Here is a 23,321-nt window from a genome sequence, read left to right on the forward strand (position 1 = left end):
GATCTGAGCGGGCGTCAGGCTGCGCCGTCGAACATGCTCGTGACCGAGCCGTCCTCGAACACCGCCTGGATCGCCCGGGCGAGCATCGGCGCGATCGGCAGCACCGTGAGCCCCGGGAACTGCTTCGCCTCGGGCACCGGGATCGAATCGGTGACGACCACCTCATCGATCGCCTCGCTCTGCAGACGCTGCGCCGCCGGATGGCTGAACACCGCGTGCGTGGCGGCCACGATGACCTTGCTGGCACCGTTCTTCTTCAGCGCCTCGGCCGCCTTCACGATCGTTCCGCCGGTGTCGATCATGTCGTCGACCAGCAGGCACACGCGGCCGTCGACGCGACCCACGATCTCGTTGACCGTCACCTGGTTCGCGACATTGGGGTCGCGACGCTTGTGGATGATCGCCAGCGGTGCGCCCAGGCTGTCCGACCACGTGTCGGCGACGCGGACGCGGCCGGTGTCGGGCGAGACGACCGTGAGCGCGTCACGGTCTTCGGGCGACAGCGTGCGCTGGAAGTACTCCAGCAGCACCGGCTTGGCGAACAGGTGGTCGACCGGGCCGTCGAAGAAGCCCTGGATCTGCGCCGCGTGCAGGTCGACGCTCATCACGCGGTCGGCGCCGGCCGTCTTGAGCAGGTCGGCGACGAGGCGAGCGCTGATCGGCTCGCGGCCGCGGCCCTTCTTGTCCTGCCTCGAGTACGGGTAGTACGGCATGACCACGGTGATGCGCTTCGCGGACGCGCGCTTGGCGGCATCCAGCATGATGAGGGTCTCCATGAGCCACTCGTTGACCGGGGGGCCGAAACTCTGCACGAGGAAGAGGTCGCAGCCGCGGATCGACACTTCGAACCGCGTGAGGATCTCACCCGACGCGAACGTCCGGTACTCGGTGGGGACGATCTGGGTGCCGAGCGCCTCGGCGACCTCAGCGGCCAGTTCGGGGTGCGACCTGCCCGATGCCACGACAAGCCGCTTCTTCGTCTTGGCGACCAGTCCCGGTGCGATGTCCTGATCGCGATCGAGATCAATCGTCTTGTTCTTGCGCCCCATCGCCCGCCTTCGATGTGGACCGAGCACGTCGCGCGACCTCTGCCGCTCGCGTACCCGGTCGATTGTCCTCGACCCACCCCTCGACGTTGCGCTGAGGAGCGACACTCAGAGCCAGGGCACCGGGGGGGACATCCTTGCGGATGACGGCCCCCGCGCCGGTCTTCGCGCCGTCTCCGATCCTAACGGGCGCCACGAAGACGTTGTGCGATCCGGTGTGCACCTCGTCGCCGATCTCGGTGCGATGCTTGGCGATGTCGTCGTAGTTCGCCGTGATGGCACCCGCGCCGAGGTTCACGCCGGCGCCGATCGTCGTGTCGCCGACGTAGGAGAGGTGCGGCACCTTGCTGCCCGCGCCGATCACCGAGTTCTTCGTCTCGACGAAGGTGCCGATCTTGCCGCCGTCGCCGAGGTCGGTGCCGGGGCGGAGGTAGGCGAACGGACCCACCGTCGCGCCGGCCCCGATCACGGCGAGGGTCGCGTCGCTGCGTGTGACCGTGGCGCCCTCGCCGACCTCGCAGTCGACCAGCGACGTGTCGGGCCCGATCGTCGCGCCCTCGGCGACGGTCGTGGCACGGAGGATGCGGGTGCCCGGCAGCAGCGTCACATCGGGGGCGAGGGTGGCCGTGACGTCGATCCACGTGGTCGCCGGGTCGACGACCGTGACGCCCTCGAGCTGCCAGTGACGCACCGTGCGGGCGTTGAGCGTGCGCGCGGCCTCCGACAGCTGTACCCGGTCGTTCACGCCGAGCGCGGCGGCCGCGTCCGGCGCACCGGCCGCGCTCACGGTCAGCTGCGCCGCGCGGAGCAGGCCGACGACATCGGTCAGGTACTTCTCGCCCTGGGCGTTGTCGGTCCCGACGGTCGCGAGCTGGGTGCGCAGCGAGGCCGCGGCGAAGACGTAGACACCGGCGTTGATCTCGCGCACGGCGGCCTCGTCGGGCGAAGCGTCCTTCTGCTCGACGATGCGGGCGACCGCGCCTGTCGCATCGCGGATGACGCGGCCGTAGCCGGTCGCGTCGTCCAGTATCGCGCTGAGGACGGTCGCCGCCGCCGCCGTCGACCGGTGGGCCTGGACGAGATCGGCGAGCGTCGGCGCCTCGAGCAGGGGCACGTCGGCCGACAGAACGAGCACGTCGCCGTCGAAGTCGGACATCGCCTCGAGCGCGACCTCGACGGCGCGACCCGTGCCCGGGATGTCGTCCTGGTCGACGATGAGCGCATCGACACCGGTGTCTGCGACCGCCGAGGCGACGAGATCGCGCTCGTGGCGGACGACGACCGCGATGCGCTCGGGGCCCAGGTGCGCAGCGGTGTCGAGGACGTGACCGACCAGCGGACGCCCCCCGATCGGGTGGAGCACCTTGGGAAGGCGCGACTTCATACGCGTGCCCTGACCGGCGGCGAGCACCACGACGGCCAGGCGGGAGCTGTTATCGGTCATGCTCCGCCGCCAGGACTCGAACCTGGACCTCACAGCTCCAAAGGCTGTCGTGCTGCCATTACACTACGGCGGACCGCAGACCGCGCCCGGGGCGTGGACCGCCCGTCAAGTCTGCCAGTCCGGAACATAATGGACGAATGGCGCACGAGTCCGATGAGGTCGACCGCATCGTCGGCGCCTGGCGCACCCAGCGACCCGATCTCGACTTCTCGCCGCTGGGGGTCCTCTCTCGCGTCGACCGGCTCTCGCGGCATCTCGACCGCGCGCGCCGCGACGCCTTCCGCCGCAGCGAGCTCGAGTCGTGGGAGTGGGATGTGCTCTCGGCGCTGCGCCGCTCAGGCGAGCCGTTCCAACTCAGCCCCAAGCAGCTGCTCCAGCAGACGCTGGTCTCCAGCGGCACGATGACCAACCGCATCGATCGGCTCGTCGGCCGTCGACTGGTGCGCCGCGAGGCCGACCCCGCCGACGGCCGCAGCGTGCTGGTCACCCTCACCGACGAGGGGCGCACCCGGGTGGATGCGGCCATCACGCGTCTGGTGGACGCCGAGGCGCAGCTGCTCGACGCACTCCCCCGTCCCGACCGCGAGAAACTCGCCGGCCTGCTGCGCAAGCTGAGTCTCGGATTCGACGGCTGACGCGTCAGCCGACCTGCTCGCCCAGCTCGTACCAGCGCTGCTCGATGCCGTCGCGCTCGGCCTCCAGCTCGCCGATCCGTGCCATCTCGGTGCCGAGACCGACGTAGTCCGACTGATCGTGGTCGGCCAGCGCCGTCCGCGCCGCCGCGATGTCGCCCTCGAGCTTCTCGAGTCGGCGCTCGAGCGAGGCCAGTTCCTTCTGAGCGGCACGCAATGCGGCGCCCGTCAGCGCCGCGGTGCCGGCGGATGCCGCCGGGGCCGCGGCGTCCGCCGACGCCGCGGCATCCGGCTGCGCACGCTCGCGCTCGCGCAGCCGCAGATACTCGTCGATGCCGCCCGGCAGATGCCGTAGGCGCCCACCGAGGATCGCGTACTGCTGGTCGGTGACCCGCTCGAGGAAGTAGCGGTCGTGCGAGACGACCAGCAGCGTGCCCGGCCACGTGTCGAGCAGGTCTTCGATCGCCGCCAGCATGTCGGTGTCGAGATCGTTGGTCGGCTCATCGAGGATGAGCACGTTGGGCTGCTCGAGCAGGATCAGCAGCAGCTGCAGCCGACGCTTCTGCCCTCCCGACAGGTCGCGCACCGGCGTCGAAAGCTGGGCGCTCGCGAAGCCCAGGCGCTCGAGCAGCTGACCCGGCGTGAGCTCCTGCGCGGACGAACCGGACCCGAACGTGTACGTCGACCGCAGCCGGCCGACCACGACGCGCACCGGATCGTCCAGGTGATCCTCGAGCTCGTCGAGCTGTTGCGACAGCGAGGCCACCTTGACGGTCTTGCCCCTTTTGACGCGACCGGACGTCGGCTGCACATCACCTGAGACGAGTCCGAGCAGCGTGGACTTGCCGGCACCGTTGACCCCGAGGATGCCGGTGCGCTCGCCCGGCGCGATCCGCCACTCCACCGGATGCAGCACCTCGCGCCCCTGCTGTGAGCCTGGCGTCGGGTACGTCACGGCCGCGTCGAGCAGGTCGACGACGTCTTTGCCCAGTCGTGAGATCGCGAGGGACTGCAGTTCGACGCGATCGCGGATCTCGGGCTCGTCGGCGATGAGGGCGTTGGCCGCATCGATGCGGAACCGGGGCTTCGACGTGCGCGCGGGTGCCCCGCGGCGCAGCCAGGCAAGTTCCTTGCGGGCGAGGTTGCGGCGCCGCGCCTCGATGGCGGCCGCCTGGCGGTCGCGCTCGACGCGCTGCAGGATGTACGCCGCGTAGCCGCCGTCGAACGGCTCGACGACCCGGTCGTGCACCTCCCAGGTGGTATTGCAGACCTCGTCGAGGAACCAGCGGTCGTGGGTGACGACGAGCACCGCCCCCGCCGACGCGGCCCAGCGCCGCTTCAGGTGCTCGGCGAGCCACGCGATGGCCTCGACGTCGAGGTGGTTGGTGGGTTCGTCGAGGAACAGCACGTCGTGGTCCTCGCTCAGCAGGCGCGCGAGCGCCACGCGCCGCCGCTGGCCGCCCGACAGCGCCGCGACGCCGGCATCCATCGGGATGCCCGAGAGCAGACCCGCGAACACGTCGCGTATGCGCGGATCGCCCGCCCACTCGTGCTCCGCGCGATCACCCACCACCGCGCGATCGACCGTGAGCGCATCGTCGAGGTGGTCACCCTGGTCGAGCACGCCGATGCGGACCCCGCCCCGCACGGTCACCCGCCCCGAATCGGGTGGCAGGGTGCCGGCCAGCATCGCGAGCAGACTCGACTTGCCGTCGCCGTTTCGACCCACGATGCCGATGCGGTCGCCTTCGTCGATCCCCAGCGAGACGCCGTCGAAGACGACCTTGGTGGGGAACTCGAGATGCAGGGCTTCGGCCCCCAGAAGATGTGCCATGTTCCGACCAGGCTAGGCGACGTCATCGACGCGAGTTGCACTCGCGATACCCCCTGGGGTATCTTTGGGAGCTCGTTCGAGTGATACCCCCTTGGGTATGAAAGGATGCATGGGATGCGGATCGTGATCGTAGGAGGCGTGGCAGCGGGAATGAGCGCCGCCGCGCGAGCGCGTCGGCTCGACGAGTCGGCCGAGATCATCGTGCTCGAGAAGGGACCCGAGGTGTCGTTCGCGAACTGCGGCCTCCCGTACCATGTCGGCGGCGAGATCGCGGACCCCGAGGAGCTGCTGCTGCAGACACCGCAGACGCTGCGGGCGTCGCTCGACCTCGACGTACGCACGCACCACGAGGTGGTCTCGATCGACCCGGTGGCCCGCACCGTGCGCGTCGTCCACCCCGACGGCCAGGACACGATCGCATACGACGCGCTCGTCCTCGCCCCGGGAGCCGTGGCCGTGCGCCCACCGGTCGACGGGCTCGACTCCCCCCGTGTGCGGACGCTGCGCACGGTCGCCGACGCCGTCGCGCTGCGCTCCGCCGTCGAGTCCGGCGCGCGATCGGCTGTCGTCCTCGGTGCCGGCTTCATCGGCCTGGAGGCCGCCGAGGCGCTCGCTCAGGAGGGACTCCGCGTCGCGGTCGTCGAACTCGCGCCGCACGTGCTGCCGCCGCTCGAGCGCGAGCTCGCCGCCCTCGTCCGCGCCGAACTGGTGCGACTGGGCATCGACGTGCACGACGGCGTCGCGGCATCCCGGATCGACACCGGTGCCGACGCCGACCGCGTCGTGCTCGCGGACGGCACCGCCCTCGACGCCGACCTCATCGTCCTGTCCGCCGGCGTGCGCCCCGATACGGCGTTCGCCGAAGCGGCCGGCATCGCGACGCAGCGCGGCGCCATCGTCGTCGACGCCCACGGCCGCACCTCGGTGCCGGGCATCTGGGCGGCAGGCGACGCCACCGTGTCGACGGATGCCGTGACCGGCGCCGCACGCCCGGTCGCGCTCGCGGGGCCCGCCAACCGCGCGGGTCGTCTCATCGCCGACGACATCCTCGGCGCCGGCACCGCCCGGGCGATCCCAACGGCCGTCGGCACCGCGATCGTGCGCGTCGGCTCGCTCACCGCGGCGCTGACCGGCGCCAACCGCGCCACCCTCGACGCCGCGGGAATCGGCTACCGCACGCTCCACCTGCACCCGAACCAGCACGCCGGGTACTTCCCGGGCGCGACGAGCATGCACGTGGTCGTGCACGTCCGCGCAGGCGACGGGCTGCTGCTGGGCGCGCAGGCCGTGGGCGCCGACGGTGTCGACAAGCGCATCGACGTCATCGCGACCGCGATCCGCGCCGGATTCGCGGGCGAGGATCTCATCGACCTCGACCTCGCGTACGCACCGCCCTACGGTCAGGCCAAGGACGCCGTCAACCTCGTCGGCATGGTCGCCGAGAACGTCGCCGAGGGCCGCCTGCGGCTCTGGTACGCCGACGAGCTCGACGAGGTGTCGCAGAACGCGCTCATCCTCGACGTACGCTCGCGTGCCGAGTACGCGCGCGGTCATGTCGCCGGCGCGCTGAATGTCCCGCACACCGAGCTGCGCGACCGCATCGCCGAGGTCACCGAGGCCGCCGAAGGACGACCGGTGCGCGTCCTGTGCGCCGCGGGCGTGCGCTCGAACATCGCCCACCGCGCCCTCGTCGGGCACGGATTCGACTCGGCGTCGCTCAGCGGCGGGATGCAGACGCTCGAGGCCTGGCATGATGCCGACATCTCCCGCATTCTCGTCACCGAAGGAGCCCTCGCATGTTGATCACCGGAACCCCTGAAGAGCAGGCGGCGGCGCAGAAGAAGATCCTGAACCGGCTGCGACGCGCCCAGGGCCAGCTCGGCGGCGTCATCAATGCCATGGAGTCCGGCGCGTCGTGCCGCGACGTCGTGACCCAGCTCGCCGCGGTCACCAGCGCGCTGGACCGCGCCGGCTTCGCGATCATCTCCACCGCGATGCGCGACTGCGTCATCGATCCCGAGAAGACGCAGGAGGTCGAGGGCCTCACCGCCGACGACCTCGAAAAGCTCTTCCTCTCGCTCGCCTGAGCCCGACCCGACCACCTGAAAGGACTCCCCCAATGTGTCAAGCCGTCACCTGCAAGACCTGCGGAAAGACGACCTGGGCCGGCTGCGGCCAGCACATCGACCAGGCCCTCGCGGGCGTTCCCGCGTCGCAGCGCTGCCCGGGCCACGATCAGCCCGCCAAGTCCGGCTTCCTCAGCTCGCTCTTCCGCTGAGCCCGCGACGACGAACGCCCCGGCCCTGCGGGGCCGGGGCGTTCGTGTCATGCGCGGGGTCAGAGGCCGTTCTCCTGCAGCCACTGCGCGGCGATATCGGCCGAAGACATCTCATCCTCGGTGCTCATCACGTTGAGGGCCACGAGCCCCTCGGGCGTCAGCGCGACACTGACGGCGTTGATGACGTCGGCGATCTCGTCGGCGATGTCGGCCGACACGACCGGCACGACGTTCGACGCGAGGAACAGCCCCTCGGGGTCGTCGAGCACCACGAGATCCTGCGTCTGGATGCGCGGATCGGCGGTGTACACGTTCGCGACGTTCACGGTGCCGGCGACCAGGTCCTCGACCGTGGTGTCACCCGTGGCCGAGAACCCGACCTCGATGCCGTACACGTCGAGCAGTCCCTGCGGGCCGTACGGACGTTCCGCGAGCTCGGGCGGTCCGCCCAGCGTCAGGGGCTCGGTCACGTTCGCGAGATCGGCGATGGTGGTCAGCGACCACTCATCGGCGAACGCGGCCGTGACGGTGTACGAGTCCTGATCGGTGGCATCCGACTGGTCGAGGACCACCAGACCTTCGGGCAGCGCGTCGCCGAGCGCGGCATACACGTCGTCGGCGGTGCGCGCCTCGGTCTCGGGGTCGAAGTACTGCAGCAGATTGCCGCTGTACTCGGGGAACAGGTTCACCTCGCCCGACTCGAGCGCCGGGATGTAGGCGTCGCGCTGGCCGATGTTGAACTGCCGCTCCACCTCGATTCCGGCGTTCTCGAGGGCCTGCGCGTAGATCTCGGCGATGATCTCGTTCGAGTAGTAGGCCTGCGAACCGACGACGATGACGCTGCCGGTGTCACCCGTGTCGCCGGTGTCACCGGCATCCGGCTCGAGGGGGTCGCCGCCCGAAGAGCAGGCGGTGAGGGCGAGCACCGCTCCCGCGGCGAGCGCCGCGAAGGCCGTGGCCCTGGTACGTGCTGTGGACATCTCTGGTCTCCTTCTGGGTGGGTGGTGCTGTGCGCGCCCTACGCGGGCGCGGTCTGGGCGGTCGCCGCGCGGACACGCTTCGCGCGCCCCGGGTCCTGCCCGCCCGCGCGGACCCCGCGCGGGACGACCATGTGCTGGGCGAGTGCGAACAGTCCGTCCAGTACCAGCGCGAGCACGGCGACCAGGAGCGCTCCCCCGAGCACGACGTCGATCTGCCGCAGCGCGATGCCGGTGATGATGTACTGCCCCAGTCCGCCCAGGTTGACGTACGCGGCGATGGTCACCGTTGCGACGATCTGCAGCGTCGCCGCCCGCAGTCCGGCGACCAGCAGTGGCAACCCGAGCGGCACCTCGATGCGCCACAGGATCTGCCACTCGGTCATGCCCATCGCCCGGCCCGCGTCGATGACGCGCCGGTCGATCGCCTCGAAGCCGGTGTACGCGCCGGCGAGGATCGACGGGATGCCGAGGATGACGAAGGCCGTCACCGCGGCCTCGGGCTTGTGAAGCACGCCGAAGACGAGCACGAGCAGCAGGATGAGCCCGAACGACGGCAGGGCGCGTGCCGCACCCGCGATGCCGACCGCGATCTCGCGGCCCTTGCCGGTGTGCCCGATGAGCCAGCCGACGGGGATCGCGATCGCGCCCGCGATGACGACCGACACGAACGTGTAGACGAGCTGCACGAGCACGGCGAGCCAGATCGGGTCGAGGGCCCCGGTATCGCCCGAGAAGATCCACGCGATCGCATCGATGAACAGATTCATGCCGCCGCCTCCGCAGGCCGCGCCGTGCCCATCCGCTTCGCGCTGCCGGCACGGCGGGTCCACGGCATCAGCAGCCGGCCCGCGAGCACGAGCAGCAGGTCGATGATCAGTGCGATGAGCATGACGGTCACCACGCCGGCGAGGATCTCGGGGATGATGCGTCGCTGATACCCGTTGGTGAACAGGTAGCCGAGGTTGGTCACGCCGACCAGGATCCCCACGGTCGCGAGCGAGATCGTGCTCGCCGCCGTCACGCGCAGGCCCGACAGGACCACGGGACCGGCGAGCGGGAACTCGACCGCCCAGAACCGCCGGAACCCGCCGTACCCGACGGCGGTGGAGGCCTGGCGCACCGAGGCGTCCACGCTGTCGAGGCCGTCTGCGACGGCGCGCACCATGAGTGCGATGGCGTAGATCGTCAGCGCGACGATGAGGTTCGTGTCGCTGAAGGCGCTGTAGGCGAAGGCACTCGGCAGGATCACGAGCAGGGCCAGCGACGGGATCGTGTACAGCAGTCCGGTGATCGTGATGATGCCGCTGCGCAGCAGCCGGTAGCGCCACGCGAGCCAGCCCAGGGGCACCGACAGGACGAACCCGAGCACGATCGCGAGCATGCTCTGGCGCAGGTGATCGAGCGACAGCTGCCCGATCAACCCGAGATTGTCGAGGACCCAGGTCACCGGGTCGCCCTCTCCTCCACGAGCGCACCCTGGGCGCGGCCCTCGGCGTCGACGACCACGGTGCCGTGGTCGGTGCGCTCGAGGTGCAGCGCGCGCTTGCCCTTCTCGGCCCCGATGAACATCGACACGAACTCGGTGGCGGGGTTCTCGATGATCTGCTCGGGCGTGCCCTTCTGCGCGATGCGGGCGCCCTTCTCGAGGATGACGACCTGATCACCCAGCAGGAACGCCTCGTCGATGTCATGGGTGACGAACACGATCGTCTTGTCGACCTCGCGCTGCAGCCGCAGCAGCTCTTGCTGCAGCTCGGCCCGCACGATGGGGTCGACGGCACCGAACGGCTCATCCATGAGCAGGATGTTGGGGTCGGCCGCGAGACCACGGGCGACGCCGACCCGCTGCTGCTGGCCTCCGGAGAGCTGACTCGGGTAGCGATCCGCCATCGACCGGTCGAGTCCGACCGTGTCCATGAGCTCGTGGGCGCGCTCGCGCGCGACCGAACGACGCTCACCCTGCAGCACCGGTACGGTCGCGATGTTCTGCCACACCGAGAAGTGCGGCAGCAGTCCGGAGTTCTGCATGACGTAGCCGATGCTGCGCCGGAGCTGCACCGGATCGCGCGATGCGATGTCGTCGCCGTCGATCTCGATCCGGCCGGCGGTCGGCTCGACCATCCGGTTGATCATCCGCAGCAGCGTCGTCTTGCCGCATCCCGAGGAGCCCACGAACACCGTCGTGCGATGAGCGGGGATGACCAGCTCGAACGAATCAACGGCGAGGGTTCCGTCGGCGAACCTCTTGCTCACGTCGACGAACTCGATGCCCATCGGTGCTCCCCCTCGTCGGCCTCGGGTCCAACCACGCTAGCGGACGTCGCCGACACCGAGGCCGCGCTGTGCCGGCTGTTGCCGGACCGTCACATTCCGCGTATCGTTCGCGCCCGGTCAGTACCAGAAGCTCAGGCGCGGCTGCACGTGCCAGCCGAAGATGCGCGAGGCCACGGCCACGTCCGAGCAGCGCACTCGCCCGGCCGCCGCGAGGGTGGCCACCGACACACCGCCCAGTGCGATCGCCGAGAGCTCCTCGACGCCGAGGACGAGTTCGACGGCCGCTTCGTCCTGCGCAGACCCCGCGCGCACCCGCGCCGAGCCGTTCGGATCCACGGTGAGCAGATACGGGCCTGCGCACAGGCCGAGGCGATCGTCGAGGTCGATCGCGATCGTGCCGGGTGCCGCGTACCGGCGGGATTCGAGCACGCCCGCGACGTCGAGCACGCGCACGTAGTGATGGTCGCCGAGCGTGATGGTCGCCGCGCGCTGATCGGAGATCATCCACAGCAGCGGCTCGTCGACCGCCAGCTCCCCGGCGCGCACCTCGGCGACGAGGTCGAGCTCGACGAAGAAACGCCACAGCGCCGCGTAGGCGTCGTCGGACGTCGCGACCAGGTACACGATCGACGCCGACGATCGGGCGAAGTCGTCGTGGTTCTCCTTCACGGTGTACAGCGCGACGCCCGCGGCGTCGCCGCCCTGGTCCGCGTAGCGCACGGCGCGGACGGCACCCGGGTCCTTCGCGTCGGGACGGGTGCCCGCCATGCTGTCCCATACGGCGTCGGGCACGGGCATCTCGCCGGCGATGCGCCGTCGCACGCGCGCGTGCAACCGCGGCAGCAGCTCGCGCGCCTCAGCGCGCGAGACGTAGTCGAGCCGGCCGGGTGGCACGGGACCGGTCCACGACGCCCGGGTCGTGTCGAGCCGCCACGCCGCGCTGGGCGCCGCCGGGGCGAACCCGAATCGGCCGTAGATCGTCGACTCGCTCACGGTCAGCGACGCGATCGGCACACCGACAGCGGCCGCTTCTCGCAGTTCGCCTTCGAGCAGCGTCCGCGCGACGCCCCGCCGGCGGTGGGTGGGCGCGACGGTGACCGCCGAGATCGCGCACGACGGGACATCGGTGCCGCCGGGCAGCGACAACGGCGCGATCCACGAGCAGATCGTGGCCACGGGCACGTCGCGCATCGGACCGGATCGGTCGTACACGCCGGTCATGCGGCGGTGACCCGCCCGCTCGCGCGCGGCCGCGATCTGCTCGTCCGTGCGCTCAGCATCGAGGAAGCCCCGCGATGCGGCCTGGAGCCATCCGGCGTACGCCGCCGGATCCTCACCGGGTGCGAGCACGCTGACGTCGAGACCACGCTCGGCGAGCGCCTGTCGCACACCGTCGGCGCGTGGAGCGATGAGCCACGCTGCGGCGCGCTCCTGGTCGCCGAGGTCGTGCGGCGCGGTCGTCATGTCGGTGTCCTCTCCGGATGGGTCAGGGCGTCGTCGCCCGGGCTCCCGGGACGGGACCGTGCACGTGCAGCGGCGCCAGACCGGACGCCGCGAGGGTGACCTGCAGCTCGAGCGCCTCCTCCGGACCGGCGGCGAGGAACGCGAGGGTCGGCCCCGATCCCGACACGATGCCCGCAAGTGCTCCGGCCCCGCGGCCGGCGGCGAGCACGTCGACGAGATCCGGACGCATGTCGAGCGCGGCATCCTGCAGATCGTTGCGGAGCGCGGCCGCCAGCGCCTCGGCGTCGCCGGAGCGCAACGCCTGCAGGACCTCTGCGGCGACCACCGGGTCCTGCGGGATGCCGCCGCCCCCGCGGCCGCGCAGCGCATCGAGCCGCCCGTACACCTCGGGGGTGGACAGCCCGTCGTCGGCGGGCACGATCACCCAATCGAACCGCGCTTTGGCGAGCGCCGGGCTGAGTCGGTCGCCGCGACCCATCCCGATCGCCGTGCCACCCATCAGCGCGAACGGCACGTCGGCGCCGAGGCGGGCCGCGAGCCGGTGCAGCTCGGCGGTGCCCAGCTCGGCGCCCCACAGCAGGTCGCACGCCACGAGGGCCGCCGCGGCGTCGGCCGATCCGCCGCCCATGCCGCCGGCGACGGGGACGTGCTTGACGATGTCGAGGTGGACTCCGCCGGGGTCACCGACACGACCGGCGACCAGGCGAGCCGCCCGCAGCGCCAGGTTGCGATCGTCGGCGGGCACGCCGGACACGTCGACCGAGCCCGACACGCTGATCGTGAAATCGTCGGCGGGCTCCGCCCACACCTCTTCGTAGAGCGACACGGCCTGGTACGCGGACGCCACGTCGTGGTAACCGTCGTCCTGGACGCCGCCGACCTCGAAGAAGAGGTTCAGCTTCCCGGGTGCCCGCGCGCGGACCCGATCGGCGACGAGAGGGGCCGTCACAGCTGGGTCGACTCCGCCCAGAGATCGACATCGATGCCGTCCGAGAGGGCGTCGATCCGTTCGAGCTCCTCGGTCGAGAACGCCGGACCCTGCAGCGCGGCGAGGTTCTCGTCGAGTTGCGACGGACGCGATGCGCCGATGAGCGCCGAGGTGACGACGTCCTCTCGCAGCACCCACTGGATCGCCATTTGAGCGAGGGTCTGACCGCGTTCCTTCGCGATGACGTCGAGGCCGCGCAGCGTCGCGAGACCCTTGTCGGAGAGCGTGCGGTCGGGCAGCGACGAGCGCCGCTGCGCGCGCTCGGCGGTGCCGTCGCCGAGGTACTTCGACGTGAGCAGGCCCTGCGCGAGGGGCGTGAACGCGATCGCGCCCATCCCCTCCTGCCGCAGCACGCCGGTGAGACCGTCCTCGACCCAGCGGTTGAGGATCGAGTACGCCGGCTGGTGGATCACCAGCGGTGTGCCGAGCGAACGGGCGACGGCGGCCGCTTCGGCGGTGCGCTCGGCGCTGTACGACGAGATGCCGACGTAGAGCGCCTTGCCCTGCTTCACGAGCGTGTCGAGCGCGCCGACGGTCTCTTCGATCGGAGTCACGGGGTCGACGCGGTGCGAGTAGAAGATGTCGACGTAGTCGAGGCCCATCCGGCCGAGCGACTGATCCGCGCTGGCCAAAATGTACTTGCGCGAGCCGAGGTCGCCGTAGGGCCCGGGCCACATGTCCCACCCGGCCTTCGACGAGATGATGAGCTCGTCGCGGTACGGGCGGAAGTCCTCGGCGAAGATGCGGCCGAAGTTCTTCTCGGCCGACCCGTAGGGCGGACCGTAGTTGTTCGCGAGGTCGAAGTGCGTGATGCCGCCGTCGAACGCGTGTCGCAGCAGCGCGCGCTGGTCGTCGAGCGGGATGTTGTCACCGAAGTTCCACCACAGGCCGAGCGAGATCGGTGGCAGGTACAGACCGCTGGTGCCGACCTGGCGGTAATCGGTCGAGCCGTACCGGTCGGCGGCCGCAGCGTACGGCCGGTGGAGCTCAGGGACGTCGGGACGCCAGCGCGCATCGGTCATGTGCCGAGCCTAGCCGCGGCACCGCGCGCGCGGGGCGCCGATTCAGACCGCCGATGCGATGCGGGCGAAGTCGTCCACGCCCAGCTGCTCGCCGCGCACGGTCGGCTCGACTCCGGCCCGTTCCAGCACGACGGAGGCCTCGGCGGCCGAGCCCCCGAGCACGCCCGCCAGCGCCTGGCGGAGCATCTTGCGGCGCTGCTGGAACGCGGCGTCGATCACGGCGAACGTCGCCCGCCGTTCATCGTCGGAACCGCGAGGCTCGGCGTCACGTGAGAACCCGACGAGCACGCTGTCGACATTGGGGACGGGCCAGAACACGTGTCGCGAGACCGTGCCGCACAGCCGCCACGCCCCGTACCACGCGGCCTTCACGCTCGGTGCTCCGTACACCTTCGATCCGGGCGGCGCGGCGAGCCGCTCGCCGACCTCGGCCTGCACCATGACCACACCGCGCTCGATGCGCGGGAACGTCTCGAGGAAGTGGAGCAGCACAGGCACGCTGACGTTGTACGGCAGGTTCGCCACCAGCACGGTGGGGTCTCCCGCAAGCTCGGTCACCCGCATCGCGTCGGCGTCGACGACGGTGAGCGCGCCGTCGGGCACGCCGTGGGCGGTCGCCGTCTGCGGGAGCCGCTCGGCGAGTCGGTGGTCGATCTCGACCGCGGTGACCGAGGCTCCGGTCTCGAGCAGTGCAAGGGTGAGTGAGCCCAGACCCGGACCGATCTCGACGACGCGTTCGCCCGTCTGCACGCCAGCCACCTGCACGATCCGGCGCACCGTGTTGGCGTCGACGACGAAGTTCTGTCCGAGCTTCTTGGTGGGCGTCACATCGAGCTCGGCCGCGAGGGTGCGGATCTCTGCAGCGCCGAGCAGGCTCACGGACATGCCCTGACCCTATCGGGGCCACCTGCGCCGACGAGACTTGACGGGCGGATGCCGCACGGCCAATGTGGTCGCAGGCGGCAGCGTCGCCGCCGGGGTGTGACCGAGAGGATCCTCCATGAGCTCCAGCGACACGTCGGGATCCGACGTCTCCGTCCCCATCGCCCGCGTCGTCCTGGTCGCGGCGACCGCCGCGCTCGGCGGTTTCCTGTTCGGGTTCGACACCGCCGTCATCAACGGCGCCGTGTCGGCCATCGGCGAGCAGTTCGCGACGGGCCCGGTGCTGCAGGGCTTCGCGGTCTCGTCGGCCCTGATCGGCTGCGCGATCGGCGCGTGGTTCGCCGGCCGCATCGCCGACCGGTTCGGTCGCATCAGGGTCATGGTGATCGCCGCGATCCTGTTCATCGCGAGTTCGATCGGCTGCGGACTCGCGTTCGGCGTGTGGGACCTGTCGTTCTGGCGCATGGTCGGCGGTCTCGGGGTGGGCGCCGCATCCGTCATCGCCCCCGCGTACATCGCCGAGGTGTCGCCTCCCGCGTACCGCGGCCGGCTCGGCTCGCTGCAGCAGATGGCGATCGTCACCGGCATCTTCGTCGCCCTCCTCACGGATGCCGCGATCGTCGGCGCCGCCGGCGCATCGACCACCGTGTGGCTGCTCGGCCTGGAGGCCTGGCGCTGGATGTTCCTGTCCGAGATCATTCCCGCCGTCATCTACGGTGTCCTGGCGCTGACGATCCCCGAATCGCCGCGCTATCTGATCGCCCGGGGGCAGATAGCGCGCGCGAAGGAAGTGCTCACCCGCTACGTCGGCGGCAATGTCGAGAAGACGACGACCGACATCATCAAGACGGTCGAGGGCAAGCCCGACCGGCCGCGGTTCTCGATCCTGCGAGGATCGAAGTTCGGCCTGCTCCCCATCGTGTGGGTCGGCATCGGCCTGTCGGTGCTTCAGCAGTTCACCGGCATCAACGTGATCTTCTACTACTCGTCGACGCTGTGGCAGGCGGTGGGCTTCACCGAGCAGGACTCGCTGACCATCACCGTCATCACCTCGGTGACGAACATCGTCACGACGATCGTCGCGATCATGCTCATCGACCGTGTCGGCCGCAAGCCGTTGCTGCTGGTGGGTGCGATGGGCCAGTTCGTGTGTCTCGCCGTGCTCGCGATCATCTTCGCGGCGGCGCCGATCGTCGACGGCGAGCCGGTGCTGCAGGGCGCTGCCGGTCCGATCGCGCTGATCGCGGCGAACCTGTACGTCGTGTTCTTCGGCGCGTCGTGGGGGCCGGTGGTCTGGGTGCTGCTGGGCGAGATGTTCAGCAATCGCATCCGCGCGGTCGCCCTGTCGGTGGCCGCAGCAGCCCAGTGGGCCGCGAACTTCGTCATCTCGACGACGTTCCCGTCGCTGGCCGCTGTGGGCCTGGGCCTGGCCTACGGCATCTACACGTTCTTCGCGTTCGTGGCCATCTTCTTCGTCATCAGGTTCGTACGCGAGACCAACGGGCGCACGCTCGAGTCGATGGTCGACTCGGGGGCGCCGACCCCGGCGAAGGGCTGATCGAGAGCGCGTGCCGCCGACCCGCGCGCCGACCTGCGTCGTGCGACTCGGCGGTCACTCCCACGGGTGTGTCACGACGGGCAGGATCAGGATCCGTCCGAGCACCGCACTGGGATGCTTCGACATGAACGCCGCCGCGTCGTCGATCGACTCCGCCTCGATGAGGTCGTATCCGGCGAACCACTCCTTGAACTCGGGAAACGGCCCGTCCGTCACGAAGGTCGTGCCATCGCGCACCACGACGGACTTCGCCCGGTCGGAGCCGGCGACCGGCGCTCCAGGCCCGAGCCTTCCGGCACCTGCGCCCTCGTCGGCCCAGGACTCCAGCATCCTCCGGTCCTGGTCGGGCGAAAGGGTCGCGCCGGACGAGTCGGTCATGTGGATGACGAGGTATTGCTGGGCCATTGTCGATCTCCTTATGTGTGGTGGTCGGGGGACGTCGGCACGTCGGGGATGTGGGGCGAACCCACGGACTCCTCGGCGAGTTGGTTGCGGCGACGAGAGAGGTGCGCGATCTCGGCGGGGTTGACCGCCAGCTCGATGGCCCGGTTGTACGCGGCACGCGCCTCGCGCCGGCGATCGACTCGGCGAAGCAGTTCAGCGCGCGTCGCGTGAAAGGCGTGATACCCGTCCAAGGTGCCCTTGAGCGGGGTGAGGAGGGCGAGACCGGCTGCGGGCGACCCGAGTTCTGCGATCGCGACAGCCCTGCCCAGCATGACGACAGGACTGGGATCGATCCGCTCGATCCGCTCGTAGAGTGCGGCGATTCGTGACCAGTCCGTGTCGAGCGGGGACGCCGCCGACGCGTGCACGGCGTTCACCGCGGCGAGAAGCTCATATCGTCCGGCCCCGTCGTCGACGTCGGCCCCCGCGTCGATCCGCTCCGCCTGCAGGATCTCGAGACCCTCGCGGATCATCGGTCGATCCCACGCGGTGCGATCCTGCTCGTCGAGCCGTACGAGTTCACCCGTCGCAGAAACGCGGGCAGGTGCGCGCGCCTCGGTCAGCAGCATGAGCGACAGCAGGCCCGCGGCCTCCCTCCGTGCGCTCGAACCGTCGGGGAGGAGATCGCGCATGAGTCGCGCGAGCCGGATGGCCTCGCCGGTGAGGTCTCGGCGGATCGATGCAGACCGCTCGCCCGAACTCAGATACCCCTCGTTGAAGACGAGATAGAGCACGGCCAGCACCCCCGCGGCCCGTGCCGGCAGATCCTCGCGGTCGGGAACCCGGTACGGGATGCGCGCCGCCCTGATCTTGGCCTTGGCCCGGCTGATCCGCTGACCCATCGTGGTCTCCTGCACGAGGAACGCCTTGGCGATCTCGGTCACGGTGAGTCCGCCGACGATGCGCAGCGTCAGCGCGACCTGCGCCGGGACGGGCAGGATCGGGTCGCAGCACGTGAAGACCAGCCGTAGCCGATCGTCGTCGATCACGCCCATCGGCGCGTGCGGAGTGTCGTCGCTGAGCCGGTGCGCCTCCTGCTGCATCTCCTTTCGGCGGGCTTCACCCCGGAGCCGGTCGATCCCCTTGCGATGTGCGGTCGTCATGATCCAGGCGCCCGGATTCGGCGGGACGCCCTCGCGCGGCCATCGCTCGACCGCTGTGGCGAAGCCTTCCGCGGCGGCTTCCTCGGCGATGTCGAGATCACGGAACCGCCGCATCAGGGCGGCGACGATGCGGGCCCATTCCTCACGATGGACGCGCTCGATCACGGCCTCGACCGCCGGGGAGTCGGCGCCGGCCTCAGCCATCGACGCGCGACTCTCCGCGCCGCGTGGCGCACACCTGCCCCCGACCGGTCGCGCGGTCGACAGCCCGGCGGACATCGCGCTTCATCCCTCGTCCTCTCCATCGACCGCCGGTGCGTCCGATGATCCTCACCATGTCTACGCCGACGACCCCGTCGATTCGACATCGCAGCCGAAAGAACCTGAAGAAAGTCCCCCCGGCGGCGTCGAGATCGTCTTCCGCCGCCCGTAGCGGGGGTGAGGGCGGATCGCCGATCCGCAACCCGGAAAGGGGAAGCACATGTTCCACGCCGAGATGCTCGCGGCCGAGAAGAGGGAATCCACCGATCGGGTCGTTGCGCTTCGACAGGCCCGCGCGGCACACCGGCGCGAACACCGCCGGGCACGACGACGGGCGTGGCAGCAGCTGCTCGAGTCGATCCCGCCCGGTATCGCGGTGCGCCTGGGAGGCTGAATCCGCTCGATCGCGGCGGCGTCGCAGTGATGCCGCCGGCGACGCCTAGGATGTCGTGGTGCCCACGCTCGGCGAGCTCATCGCACCCCGACGCCTCGGCCGAGACTTCCGCTGGCTCCTCGCCGCGACGTGGACGAGCAATCTCGGCGACGGCATCGCGCTGGCCGCGGCACCTCTGCTGATCGCGTCGATGACGTCATCGCCGATCCTGGTGGCCGCGGGCGCCATGCTGCAGTACCTGCCCTGGCTGCTGTTCGGCCTGATCGCCGGCGCTGTCGCCGACCACCACGACCGGCGCCGGCTGGTCATGCTCGCCAACAGCCTGCGCGCGGTCGTCGTCGTCGGGCTCATCGCGTTCCTGGTCACCGGCACCGCCAGCGTGTGGATCGTGCTGGTCGTGTCGTTCCTCTACGGCACGGCCGAGGTGTTCGCCGATTCCGCCGGCAGCACGCTCCTGCCGATGATCGTCCGGCCCGCCGACCTCGGTATCGGGAACGCCCGGATGCAGGCAGGCTTCCTCGTGGCCAATCAGCTCGCCGGCCCACCGCTCGGCGCCTTCCTCTTCGCGGTCGGCTCGTTCTGGCCGTTCCTGCTGCAGGTGCTCTGCGTCGGTCTGGCCGTACTGCAGATCTCGCGGATCGCGCAGACGCCGGTGCCGAGGCGTCCGGAGCGGGAAGGGGACACGCGCCGCCGAGCGACCACGCTGCGGGCGATCGGCGAGGGCCTGAGGTGGCTGCGCCACAACGCGCCGGTGCGCACGCTCATCGTCATCATCCTGGTGTTCAACGTGACCTGGGCCGCGCCGTGGGGCGTTCTGGTGCTGTACGCGACGGACTACCTCGGGATGGGACCGGTGGGGTACGGCGCGCTGACGACTGCGTCGGCGATCGGCGGGTTCATCGCCGTCTTCGGCTTCGGCTGGCTCGAGAGGCACGTCTCGTTCGCCGCCCTCATGCGCGTGTGCCTGTCGCTCGAGGTGCTGATGCACCTCGGGTTCGCGCTGACGACGTCGCCGGTCGTCGCGTTCCTGCTCATGTTCGGCTTCGGTCTCTACGCGTTCGTGTGGGCGACGATCTCGACGACGGTGCGGCAGCGCCTCGTGCCGATCGAGCTGCAGGGGCGCATCGCGTCGGTGAACATGATCGGGGTGTTCGGCGGCCTCGTGGTCGGCCAGTTCCTCGGCGGCGTGATCGCGCAGCTGTGGGGGCCCACCGCACCCTGGTGGTTCGCGTTCGGCGGGTCGGCGCTCACGCTCGTGCTGGTGTGGCGGTCGATCGCGCACATCGCCGCCGCGAAGCCCGTCCTCGACGACGGGGCGGACGAGATCGCCGAGGAACCCGGCACCGGCGGACTGCCGCTCATCGACTGACCGGGCGGGTCGGTCAGTCCTCGAAGGACCCGTACACCCGCACGGTGTTCTCGGCGACCTGAGCGCACAGCTCGTCGAGGTCGATCCCGAGCTCGACCGCCATGAACCGCAGCGTGACCGGTACGAGGTACGGGGCGTTCGGCCGGCCGCGGAAGGGCGCGGGCGTCAGGAACGGCGCGTCCGTCTCGACGAGGACCCGCTCGAGCGGGGTCACCGCGAGCGCATCGCGCAGGTTCTGCGCGTTCTTGAACGTGACGTTGCCCGCGAACGACAGGTAGCAGCCGCGGGCGGTGGCGATCCGCGCCATCTCGGCATCGCCCGAGAAGCAGTGGAAGACGGTCCGGTCGGGGGCGCCGACGCGCTGCAGCATCTCGAGCACCGCGTCGTGGGCGTCGCGGTCGTGGATCTGCATCGCGATGCCGTGCTTCTTCGCGAGGGCGATGTGCGCCTCGAAGCTCTCGAACTGCGCGGGCAGCCCGTCTTCGCCGGTACGGAAGAAGTCGAGCCCCGTCTCGCCGATCGCCCGCACCCGCGACTGGGAGGCCAGCTCGTCGATCACGGCGATCGCCTCGTCGAGCCGGCCGGCCGCCGCGTACGCCGGGGCCTCATTGGGGTGGATCGCGACGGCCGCCAGCACACGCGGGTGGGATGCCGCGGCATCCGCCGACCACACGCTCGACTCGATGTCGCCGCCGGCCTGCACGACGCCCCGGATGCCGACCGCCGCCGCCCGCTCGAGCTGCTCGTCGAGCGACAGCGGTTCGTCGCCGTCGCTGATCTCGAGGTGCGCGTGGTTGTCGTACACGGGCACCGCGAGCGGCTCGGGTGCCGCGGGCCAGCGCACGTCGCGCGAGCCGTCGTTGTGGCGCTCGCGCACGTACTGCGACGGGTCGGACGACTCAGGCATGCTGCTCGACGCGCGGGAACAGCGGTGCGAGGCCGTTCACCGATGTGCCCGGGCGCAGGATGCCCCAGCCGCCCGCCTCGCGGATCGGCTGATCGTGCAGACGTCCGAGCGACTCGGCGGCGCCGAGCGCGACCCACAGCTTCTCGGTGGCCTCGGGCATCACCGGCGACAGCAGCACCGCGAGGGCGCGCAGGCCTTCGGCGGCGGTGTAGAGCACGGTGCCCAGGCGCTCGCGCTGCGCGTCGTCCTTGGCCAGGGCCCACGGCTCGTTCTGGGTGATGTAGCCGTTGAGCGCGTCGACGATGGTCCAGATCGCGTCGATCGCCTCGTCGATGCGGAACCGCTCGATGGCCGCGTCGGCGTGCGTCGCGGCATCCGCCACCGTGCGCTGGATCGCCAGGTCGCCCTCGGTGTACTCCGCCGCGGGCGGCACCACGCCCTCGAAGTAGCGCTCGATCATCGCGGTCGTGCGCGACGCGAGGTTGCCGAAGCCGTTGGCCAACTCTGCCTGGTAGCGCGACGAGAGGTCCTCCCACGAGAACGACCCGTCCTGTCCGAAGGCGATCGCCGACAGGAAGTAGAACCGGTACGCGTCCGACCCGAAGACGTCGGTGATCTCGGTCGGCGCGATGCCGGTGAGCTTCGACTTCGACATCTTCTCGCCGCCGACCAGCAGCCAACCGTGAGCGAAGACTCCCCGGGGCACGTCGACGCCCGCCGCCATCAGCATCGCGGGCCAGATGACGGCGTGGAAGCGCAGGATGTCCTTGCCGACCACGTGGTACGCGGGCCAGCGGCGCGCGAACTCGTCGGGGTCGGACCCATAGCCGACCGCCGTGGCGTAGTTGAGCAGCGCGTCGACCCACACGTAGATGACGTGCGACTCATCCCACGGCACCTTGATGCCCCAGTCGAACGTCGACCGCGAGATCGAGAGGTCCTTCAGGCCCTGCTTGACGAACGAGACGACCTCGTTGCGCGCGGACTCGGGACGGATGAAGTCGGGGTTCTCGCGGTAGAGCTTCAGCAGCGGCTCGGCGAACTCACTGAGCTTGAAGAAGTAATTCTTCTCGTGCAGCAACTCGAGCGGGATCGAGTGGATCGCGCACACCTTCAGCCCCTCGAAAGGGCCGGAGCCGTCGAGGATCTCGGACTCGGGCTTGAACTCCTCGCAGCCCACGCAGTAAAGCGCCTCGTACTCGCCCGCGTAGATGTACCCGCGGTCGTACAGCGCCCGGAAGAAGGTCTGCACGTTGCGCTCGTGGCGCTCCTGCGTTGTGCGGATGAAGTCGTCGTTGGCGACGTCGAGGGTCTTCAGCAGCGGGAACCACGACTCGCTCACGAGCTTGTCGACCCACTGCTGCGGCGTGACGCCGTTGGCGGAGGCGGCGCGGAGCATCTTCTGGCCATGCTCGTCGGTGCCCGTGAGCATCCAGGTGTCGTCACCGGCCTGACGATGCCAGCGCGCGAGCGTGTCCACCGCCACGGTCGTGTACCCGTGGCCGATGTGCGGCACGTCGCTCGGGTAGTAGATCGGCGTCGTGATGTAGAAGGATCGGCCGGTGCTCACCCGAGGATTCTAGTCGGCGGGCGCGGGCGCCTCGGCGATGTGTCGGTCCCGCCGGGCCAGCCCCGCGGCGTACAGTTCCCGCTTGGAGTGCCCGGTGGCCTCGGCGACCTCGGAGGCCGCGTCCTTCAGGCGGATGCCCGTGGCCAGGAGCGTCGCGACCTGCTCGACGGCGTCGTCGAAGGGCACATCGCGGGCGCTCGCCCCGGCCACGACGACGACGATCTCGCCGCGCACACCATCGGCCGCCCACGCGGCGAGGTCGCCGAGCGGACCGCGGCGGACCTCCTCGTGCAGCTTGGTGAGTTCCCGGCACACCGCCGCCTCGCGATCGATGCCGAACGCGGCGCCCATCGCGGTGAGCGTGGCTGCCAGGCGCGACGGGGCCTCGAAGAAGACCATGGTGCGCTGCTCCGCCGCGAGCGCGCCGAACACGGTCGCGCGTTCGCCCGCCTTGCGCGGTGCGAAGCCCTCGAACGTGAACCGGTCGGTCGGCAGACCCGCCACCGCGAGCGCCGTGACGACGGCGCTCGGGCCCGGGATCGCCGTGACCTCGACGCCGGCCGCGACAGCCGCGGCGACCACACCGTAGCCCGGGTCGCTGACGGTCGGCATCCCTGCGTCGCTGAGCAGCAGCACATCCTCCTCGCGGGCGAGGTCGACCAGCACCGCCGCCTGCGTCTTCTCGTTGTGATCGTGCAGCGCGAGCAGTCGCGGTCTGTTGTCGATGTGCAGCGCGGCCAGCAGCCGCTGCGTCGTGCGGGTGTCCTCGGCGGCGATCACCGTCGCATCGCGCAGCGCGCCGATCAGTCGCGTCGAGGCATCGCCCAGATTGCCGATCGGCGTCGCCGCGAGGATGATCACCGACCCAGCA

23 protein-coding genes and 1 tRNA gene are annotated in these 23,321 nt (G+C 70.4%); 7 read left to right on the top strand and 17 right to left on the bottom strand.

All coding sequences use genetic code 11. The annotated features are described in order from the left end of the window. Nucleotides 1-14: 14 nt before the first annotated feature. The 3 genes from ABD663_RS04850 to ABD663_RS04860 all read right to left on the bottom strand — a co-directional run bounded on the left by ABD663_RS04850 (nucleotide 15) and on the right by ABD663_RS04860 (nucleotide 2,563). Nucleotides 15-1,049: a ribose-phosphate diphosphokinase gene (locus ABD663_RS04850; RefSeq protein ID WP_344736742.1), complete on the bottom strand. Its 1,035-nt coding sequence runs from the start codon at nucleotides 1,047-1,049 to the stop codon at nucleotides 15-17. Continuing rightward, a complete protein-coding gene (gene glmU, locus ABD663_RS04855; RefSeq protein ID WP_344736743.1) occupies nucleotides 1,024-2,490 on the bottom strand; it encodes a bifunctional UDP-N-acetylglucosamine diphosphorylase/glucosamine-1-phosphate N-acetyltransferase GlmU in 1,467 nt (488 codons plus the stop codon). The genes ABD663_RS04850 and glmU overlap by 26 nt, the downstream gene beginning before the upstream one ends. A 1-nt stretch (nucleotide 2,491) precedes the next feature. Then, nucleotides 2,492-2,563: transfer RNA gene (locus ABD663_RS04860), tRNA-Gln, on the bottom strand. A 64-nt stretch (nucleotides 2,564-2,627) separates the two neighbouring features. On the opposite strand from ABD663_RS04860, the gene ABD663_RS04865 reads away from it, so the two are divergent. Continuing rightward, nucleotides 2,628-3,125: a MarR family winged helix-turn-helix transcriptional regulator gene (locus ABD663_RS04865; protein WP_344736744.1), complete on the top strand. Its 498-nt coding sequence runs from the start codon at nucleotides 2,628-2,630 to the stop codon at nucleotides 3,123-3,125. A gap of 4 nt (nucleotides 3,126-3,129) precedes the next feature. Here ABD663_RS04865 and ABD663_RS04870 read toward each other — a convergent pair whose 3' ends face one another. Then, nucleotides 3,130-4,956, bottom strand: a complete 1,827-nt coding sequence (locus tag ABD663_RS04870; RefSeq protein ID WP_344736745.1) for an ABC-F family ATP-binding cassette domain-containing protein — start codon at nucleotides 4,954-4,956, stop codon at nucleotides 3,130-3,132. A gap of 114 nt (nucleotides 4,957-5,070) precedes the next feature. On the opposite strand from ABD663_RS04870, the gene ABD663_RS04875 reads away from it, so the two are divergent. From ABD663_RS04875 to ABD663_RS04885, 3 genes are read left to right on the top strand one after another with little or no spacing between them, the layout of a single operon-like run. After that, nucleotides 5,071-6,759 (top strand): FAD-dependent oxidoreductase, encoded by a 1,689-nt coding sequence (locus ABD663_RS04875; RefSeq protein WP_344736746.1) that lies wholly within the window; start codon nucleotides 5,071-5,073, stop codon nucleotides 6,757-6,759. Beyond that, nucleotides 6,753-7,043 carry a metal-sensitive transcriptional regulator gene (locus tag ABD663_RS04880; protein ID WP_344736747.1) on the top strand — a complete coding sequence of 97 codons (291 nt, stop codon included), beginning with the start codon at nucleotides 6,753-6,755 and terminating at the stop codon, nucleotides 7,041-7,043. Before ABD663_RS04875 ends, ABD663_RS04880 begins: the two co-directional genes overlap by 7 nt. Nucleotides 7,044-7,075: 32 nt before the next feature. After that, a complete protein-coding gene (locus ABD663_RS04885) occupies nucleotides 7,076-7,234 on the top strand; it encodes a hypothetical protein (RefSeq protein ID WP_344736748.1) in 159 nt (52 codons plus the stop codon). 59 nt (nucleotides 7,235-7,293) lie between these two features. Here the strand turns inward: ABD663_RS04885 and ABD663_RS04890 are convergent, their stop codons facing one another. The 8 genes from ABD663_RS04890 to rsmA all read right to left on the bottom strand — a co-directional run bounded on the left by ABD663_RS04890 (nucleotide 7,294) and on the right by rsmA (nucleotide 14,847). Further along, nucleotides 7,294-8,214, bottom strand: coding sequence for an ABC transporter substrate-binding protein (locus ABD663_RS04890; protein ID WP_344736749.1), 921 nt, complete (start codon nucleotides 8,212-8,214; stop codon nucleotides 7,294-7,296). Nucleotides 8,215-8,252: 38 nt separating this feature from the next. Next, on the bottom strand, nucleotides 8,253-8,981 hold the full coding sequence (locus ABD663_RS04895) for an ABC transporter permease (protein WP_344736750.1): 729 nt from the start codon (nucleotides 8,979-8,981) through the stop codon (nucleotides 8,253-8,255). Beyond that, a complete protein-coding gene (locus ABD663_RS04900) occupies nucleotides 8,978-9,661 on the bottom strand; it encodes an ABC transporter permease (protein WP_344736751.1) in 684 nt (227 codons plus the stop codon). Before ABD663_RS04900 ends, ABD663_RS04895 begins: the two co-directional genes overlap by 4 nt. Next, nucleotides 9,658-10,488, bottom strand: coding sequence for an ABC transporter ATP-binding protein (locus ABD663_RS04905; RefSeq protein WP_344736753.1), 831 nt, complete (start codon nucleotides 10,486-10,488; stop codon nucleotides 9,658-9,660). The genes ABD663_RS04900 and ABD663_RS04905 overlap by 4 nt, the downstream gene beginning before the upstream one ends. 117 nt (nucleotides 10,489-10,605) lie before the next feature. Further along, nucleotides 10,606-11,952, bottom strand: coding sequence for a GNAT family N-acetyltransferase (locus ABD663_RS04910; RefSeq protein ID WP_344736754.1), 1,347 nt, complete (start codon nucleotides 11,950-11,952; stop codon nucleotides 10,606-10,608). Between the two features lie 22 nt (nucleotides 11,953-11,974). Then, on the bottom strand, nucleotides 11,975-12,901 hold the full coding sequence (locus ABD663_RS04915) for a 4-(cytidine 5'-diphospho)-2-C-methyl-D-erythritol kinase (protein ID WP_344736755.1): 927 nt from the start codon (nucleotides 12,899-12,901) through the stop codon (nucleotides 11,975-11,977). Then, nucleotides 12,898-13,962 (bottom strand): L-glyceraldehyde 3-phosphate reductase, encoded by a 1,065-nt coding sequence (gene mgrA, locus ABD663_RS04920; protein WP_344736756.1) that lies wholly within the window; start codon nucleotides 13,960-13,962, stop codon nucleotides 12,898-12,900. Before mgrA ends, ABD663_RS04915 begins: the two co-directional genes overlap by 4 nt. Before the next feature lie 42 nt (nucleotides 13,963-14,004). Beyond that, nucleotides 14,005-14,847, bottom strand: coding sequence for a 16S rRNA (adenine(1518)-N(6)/adenine(1519)-N(6))-dimethyltransferase RsmA (rsmA, locus tag ABD663_RS04925; RefSeq protein ID WP_344736757.1), 843 nt, complete (start codon nucleotides 14,845-14,847; stop codon nucleotides 14,005-14,007). A 115-nt stretch (nucleotides 14,848-14,962) separates the two neighbouring features. Between rsmA and ABD663_RS04930 the strand changes: the two genes are divergently transcribed. After that, complete coding sequence (locus ABD663_RS04930) at nucleotides 14,963-16,402, top strand: sugar porter family MFS transporter (RefSeq protein ID WP_344736758.1); 1,440 nt, start codon at nucleotides 14,963-14,965, stop codon at nucleotides 16,400-16,402. Nucleotides 16,403-16,456: 54 nt separating this feature from the next. Here ABD663_RS04930 and ABD663_RS04935 read toward each other — a convergent pair whose 3' ends face one another. Further along, nucleotides 16,457-16,807 (bottom strand): YciI family protein, encoded by a 351-nt coding sequence (locus tag ABD663_RS04935; RefSeq protein ID WP_344736759.1) that lies wholly within the window; start codon nucleotides 16,805-16,807, stop codon nucleotides 16,457-16,459. An 11-nt stretch (nucleotides 16,808-16,818) separates the two neighbouring features. Further along, nucleotides 16,819-18,153 (bottom strand): RNA polymerase sigma factor, encoded by a 1,335-nt coding sequence (locus tag ABD663_RS04940; protein WP_344736760.1) that lies wholly within the window; start codon nucleotides 18,151-18,153, stop codon nucleotides 16,819-16,821. A 277-nt stretch (nucleotides 18,154-18,430) separates the two neighbouring features. Between ABD663_RS04940 and ABD663_RS04945 the strand changes: the two genes are divergently transcribed. Next, complete coding sequence (locus tag ABD663_RS04945; protein WP_344736761.1) at nucleotides 18,431-18,604, top strand: hypothetical protein; 174 nt, start codon at nucleotides 18,431-18,433, stop codon at nucleotides 18,602-18,604. A gap of 58 nt (nucleotides 18,605-18,662) precedes the next feature. Beyond that, nucleotides 18,663-19,973: an MFS transporter gene (locus ABD663_RS04950; protein ID WP_344736762.1), complete on the top strand. Its 1,311-nt coding sequence runs from the start codon at nucleotides 18,663-18,665 to the stop codon at nucleotides 19,971-19,973. A 13-nt stretch (nucleotides 19,974-19,986) separates the two neighbouring features. Here the strand turns inward: ABD663_RS04950 and ABD663_RS04955 are convergent, their stop codons facing one another. From ABD663_RS04955 to rsmI, 3 genes are read right to left on the bottom strand one after another with little or no spacing between them, the layout of a single operon-like run. Next, nucleotides 19,987-20,880, bottom strand: a complete 894-nt coding sequence (locus ABD663_RS04955; protein ID WP_344736763.1) for a TatD family hydrolase — start codon at nucleotides 20,878-20,880, stop codon at nucleotides 19,987-19,989. Further along, nucleotides 20,873-22,450, bottom strand: coding sequence for a methionine--tRNA ligase (metG, locus tag ABD663_RS04960; RefSeq protein ID WP_344736764.1), 1,578 nt, complete (start codon nucleotides 22,448-22,450; stop codon nucleotides 20,873-20,875). Before metG ends, ABD663_RS04955 begins: the two co-directional genes overlap by 8 nt. Before the next feature lie 9 nt (nucleotides 22,451-22,459). Beyond that, complete coding sequence (rsmI, locus tag ABD663_RS04965) at nucleotides 22,460-23,311, bottom strand: 16S rRNA (cytidine(1402)-2'-O)-methyltransferase (RefSeq protein WP_344736765.1); 852 nt, start codon at nucleotides 23,309-23,311, stop codon at nucleotides 22,460-22,462. Between the last annotated feature and the right edge of the window lie 10 nt (nucleotides 23,312-23,321).

This window comes from Microbacterium awajiense, assembly GCF_039536545.1.
Classification (GTDB): Bacteria; Actinomycetota; Actinomycetes; order Actinomycetales; family Microbacteriaceae; genus Microbacterium; species Microbacterium awajiense.

Bases quoted from the DNA above. Each gene is read 5' to 3' on its own strand.
- ABD663_RS04850 (WP_344736742.1), bottom strand. From the start codon at position 1,049: ATGGGGCGCAAGAACAAGACGATTGATCTCGATCGCGATCAGGACATC.
- glmU (WP_344736743.1), bottom strand. From the start codon at position 2,490: ATGACCGATAACAGCTCCCGCCTGGCCGTCGTGGTGCTCGCCGCCGGT.
- ABD663_RS04865 (WP_344736744.1), top strand. From the start codon at position 2,628: ATGGCGCACGAGTCCGATGAGGTCGACCGCATCGTCGGCGCCTGGCGC.
- ABD663_RS04870 (WP_344736745.1), bottom strand. From the start codon at position 4,956: ATGGCACATCTTCTGGGGGCCGAAGCCCTGCATCTCGAGTTCCCCACC.
- ABD663_RS04875 (WP_344736746.1), top strand. From the start codon at position 5,071: ATGCGGATCGTGATCGTAGGAGGCGTGGCAGCGGGAATGAGCGCCGCC.
- ABD663_RS04880 (WP_344736747.1), top strand. From the start codon at position 6,753: ATGTTGATCACCGGAACCCCTGAAGAGCAGGCGGCGGCGCAGAAGAAG.
- ABD663_RS04885 (WP_344736748.1), top strand. From the start codon at position 7,076: ATGTGTCAAGCCGTCACCTGCAAGACCTGCGGAAAGACGACCTGGGCC.
- ABD663_RS04890 (WP_344736749.1), bottom strand. From the start codon at position 8,214: ATGTCCACAGCACGTACCAGGGCCACGGCCTTCGCGGCGCTCGCCGCG.
- ABD663_RS04895 (WP_344736750.1), bottom strand. From the start codon at position 8,981: ATGAATCTGTTCATCGATGCGATCGCGTGGATCTTCTCGGGCGATACC.
- ABD663_RS04905 (WP_344736753.1), bottom strand. From the start codon at position 10,488: ATGGGCATCGAGTTCGTCGACGTGAGCAAGAGGTTCGCCGACGGAACC.
- ABD663_RS04910 (WP_344736754.1), bottom strand. From the start codon at position 11,952: ATGACGACCGCGCCGCACGACCTCGGCGACCAGGAGCGCGCCGCAGCG.
- mgrA (WP_344736756.1), bottom strand. From the start codon at position 13,962: ATGACCGATGCGCGCTGGCGTCCCGACGTCCCTGAGCTCCACCGGCCG.
- rsmA (WP_344736757.1), bottom strand. From the start codon at position 14,847: ATGTCCGTGAGCCTGCTCGGCGCTGCAGAGATCCGCACCCTCGCGGCC.
- ABD663_RS04930 (WP_344736758.1), top strand. From the start codon at position 14,963: ATGAGCTCCAGCGACACGTCGGGATCCGACGTCTCCGTCCCCATCGCC.
- ABD663_RS04935 (WP_344736759.1), bottom strand. From the start codon at position 16,807: ATGGCCCAGCAATACCTCGTCATCCACATGACCGACTCGTCCGGCGCG.
- ABD663_RS04940 (WP_344736760.1), bottom strand. From the start codon at position 18,153: ATGGCTGAGGCCGGCGCCGACTCCCCGGCGGTCGAGGCCGTGATCGAG.
- ABD663_RS04945 (WP_344736761.1), top strand. From the start codon at position 18,431: ATGTTCCACGCCGAGATGCTCGCGGCCGAGAAGAGGGAATCCACCGAT.
- ABD663_RS04955 (WP_344736763.1), bottom strand. From the start codon at position 20,880: ATGCCTGAGTCGTCCGACCCGTCGCAGTACGTGCGCGAGCGCCACAAC.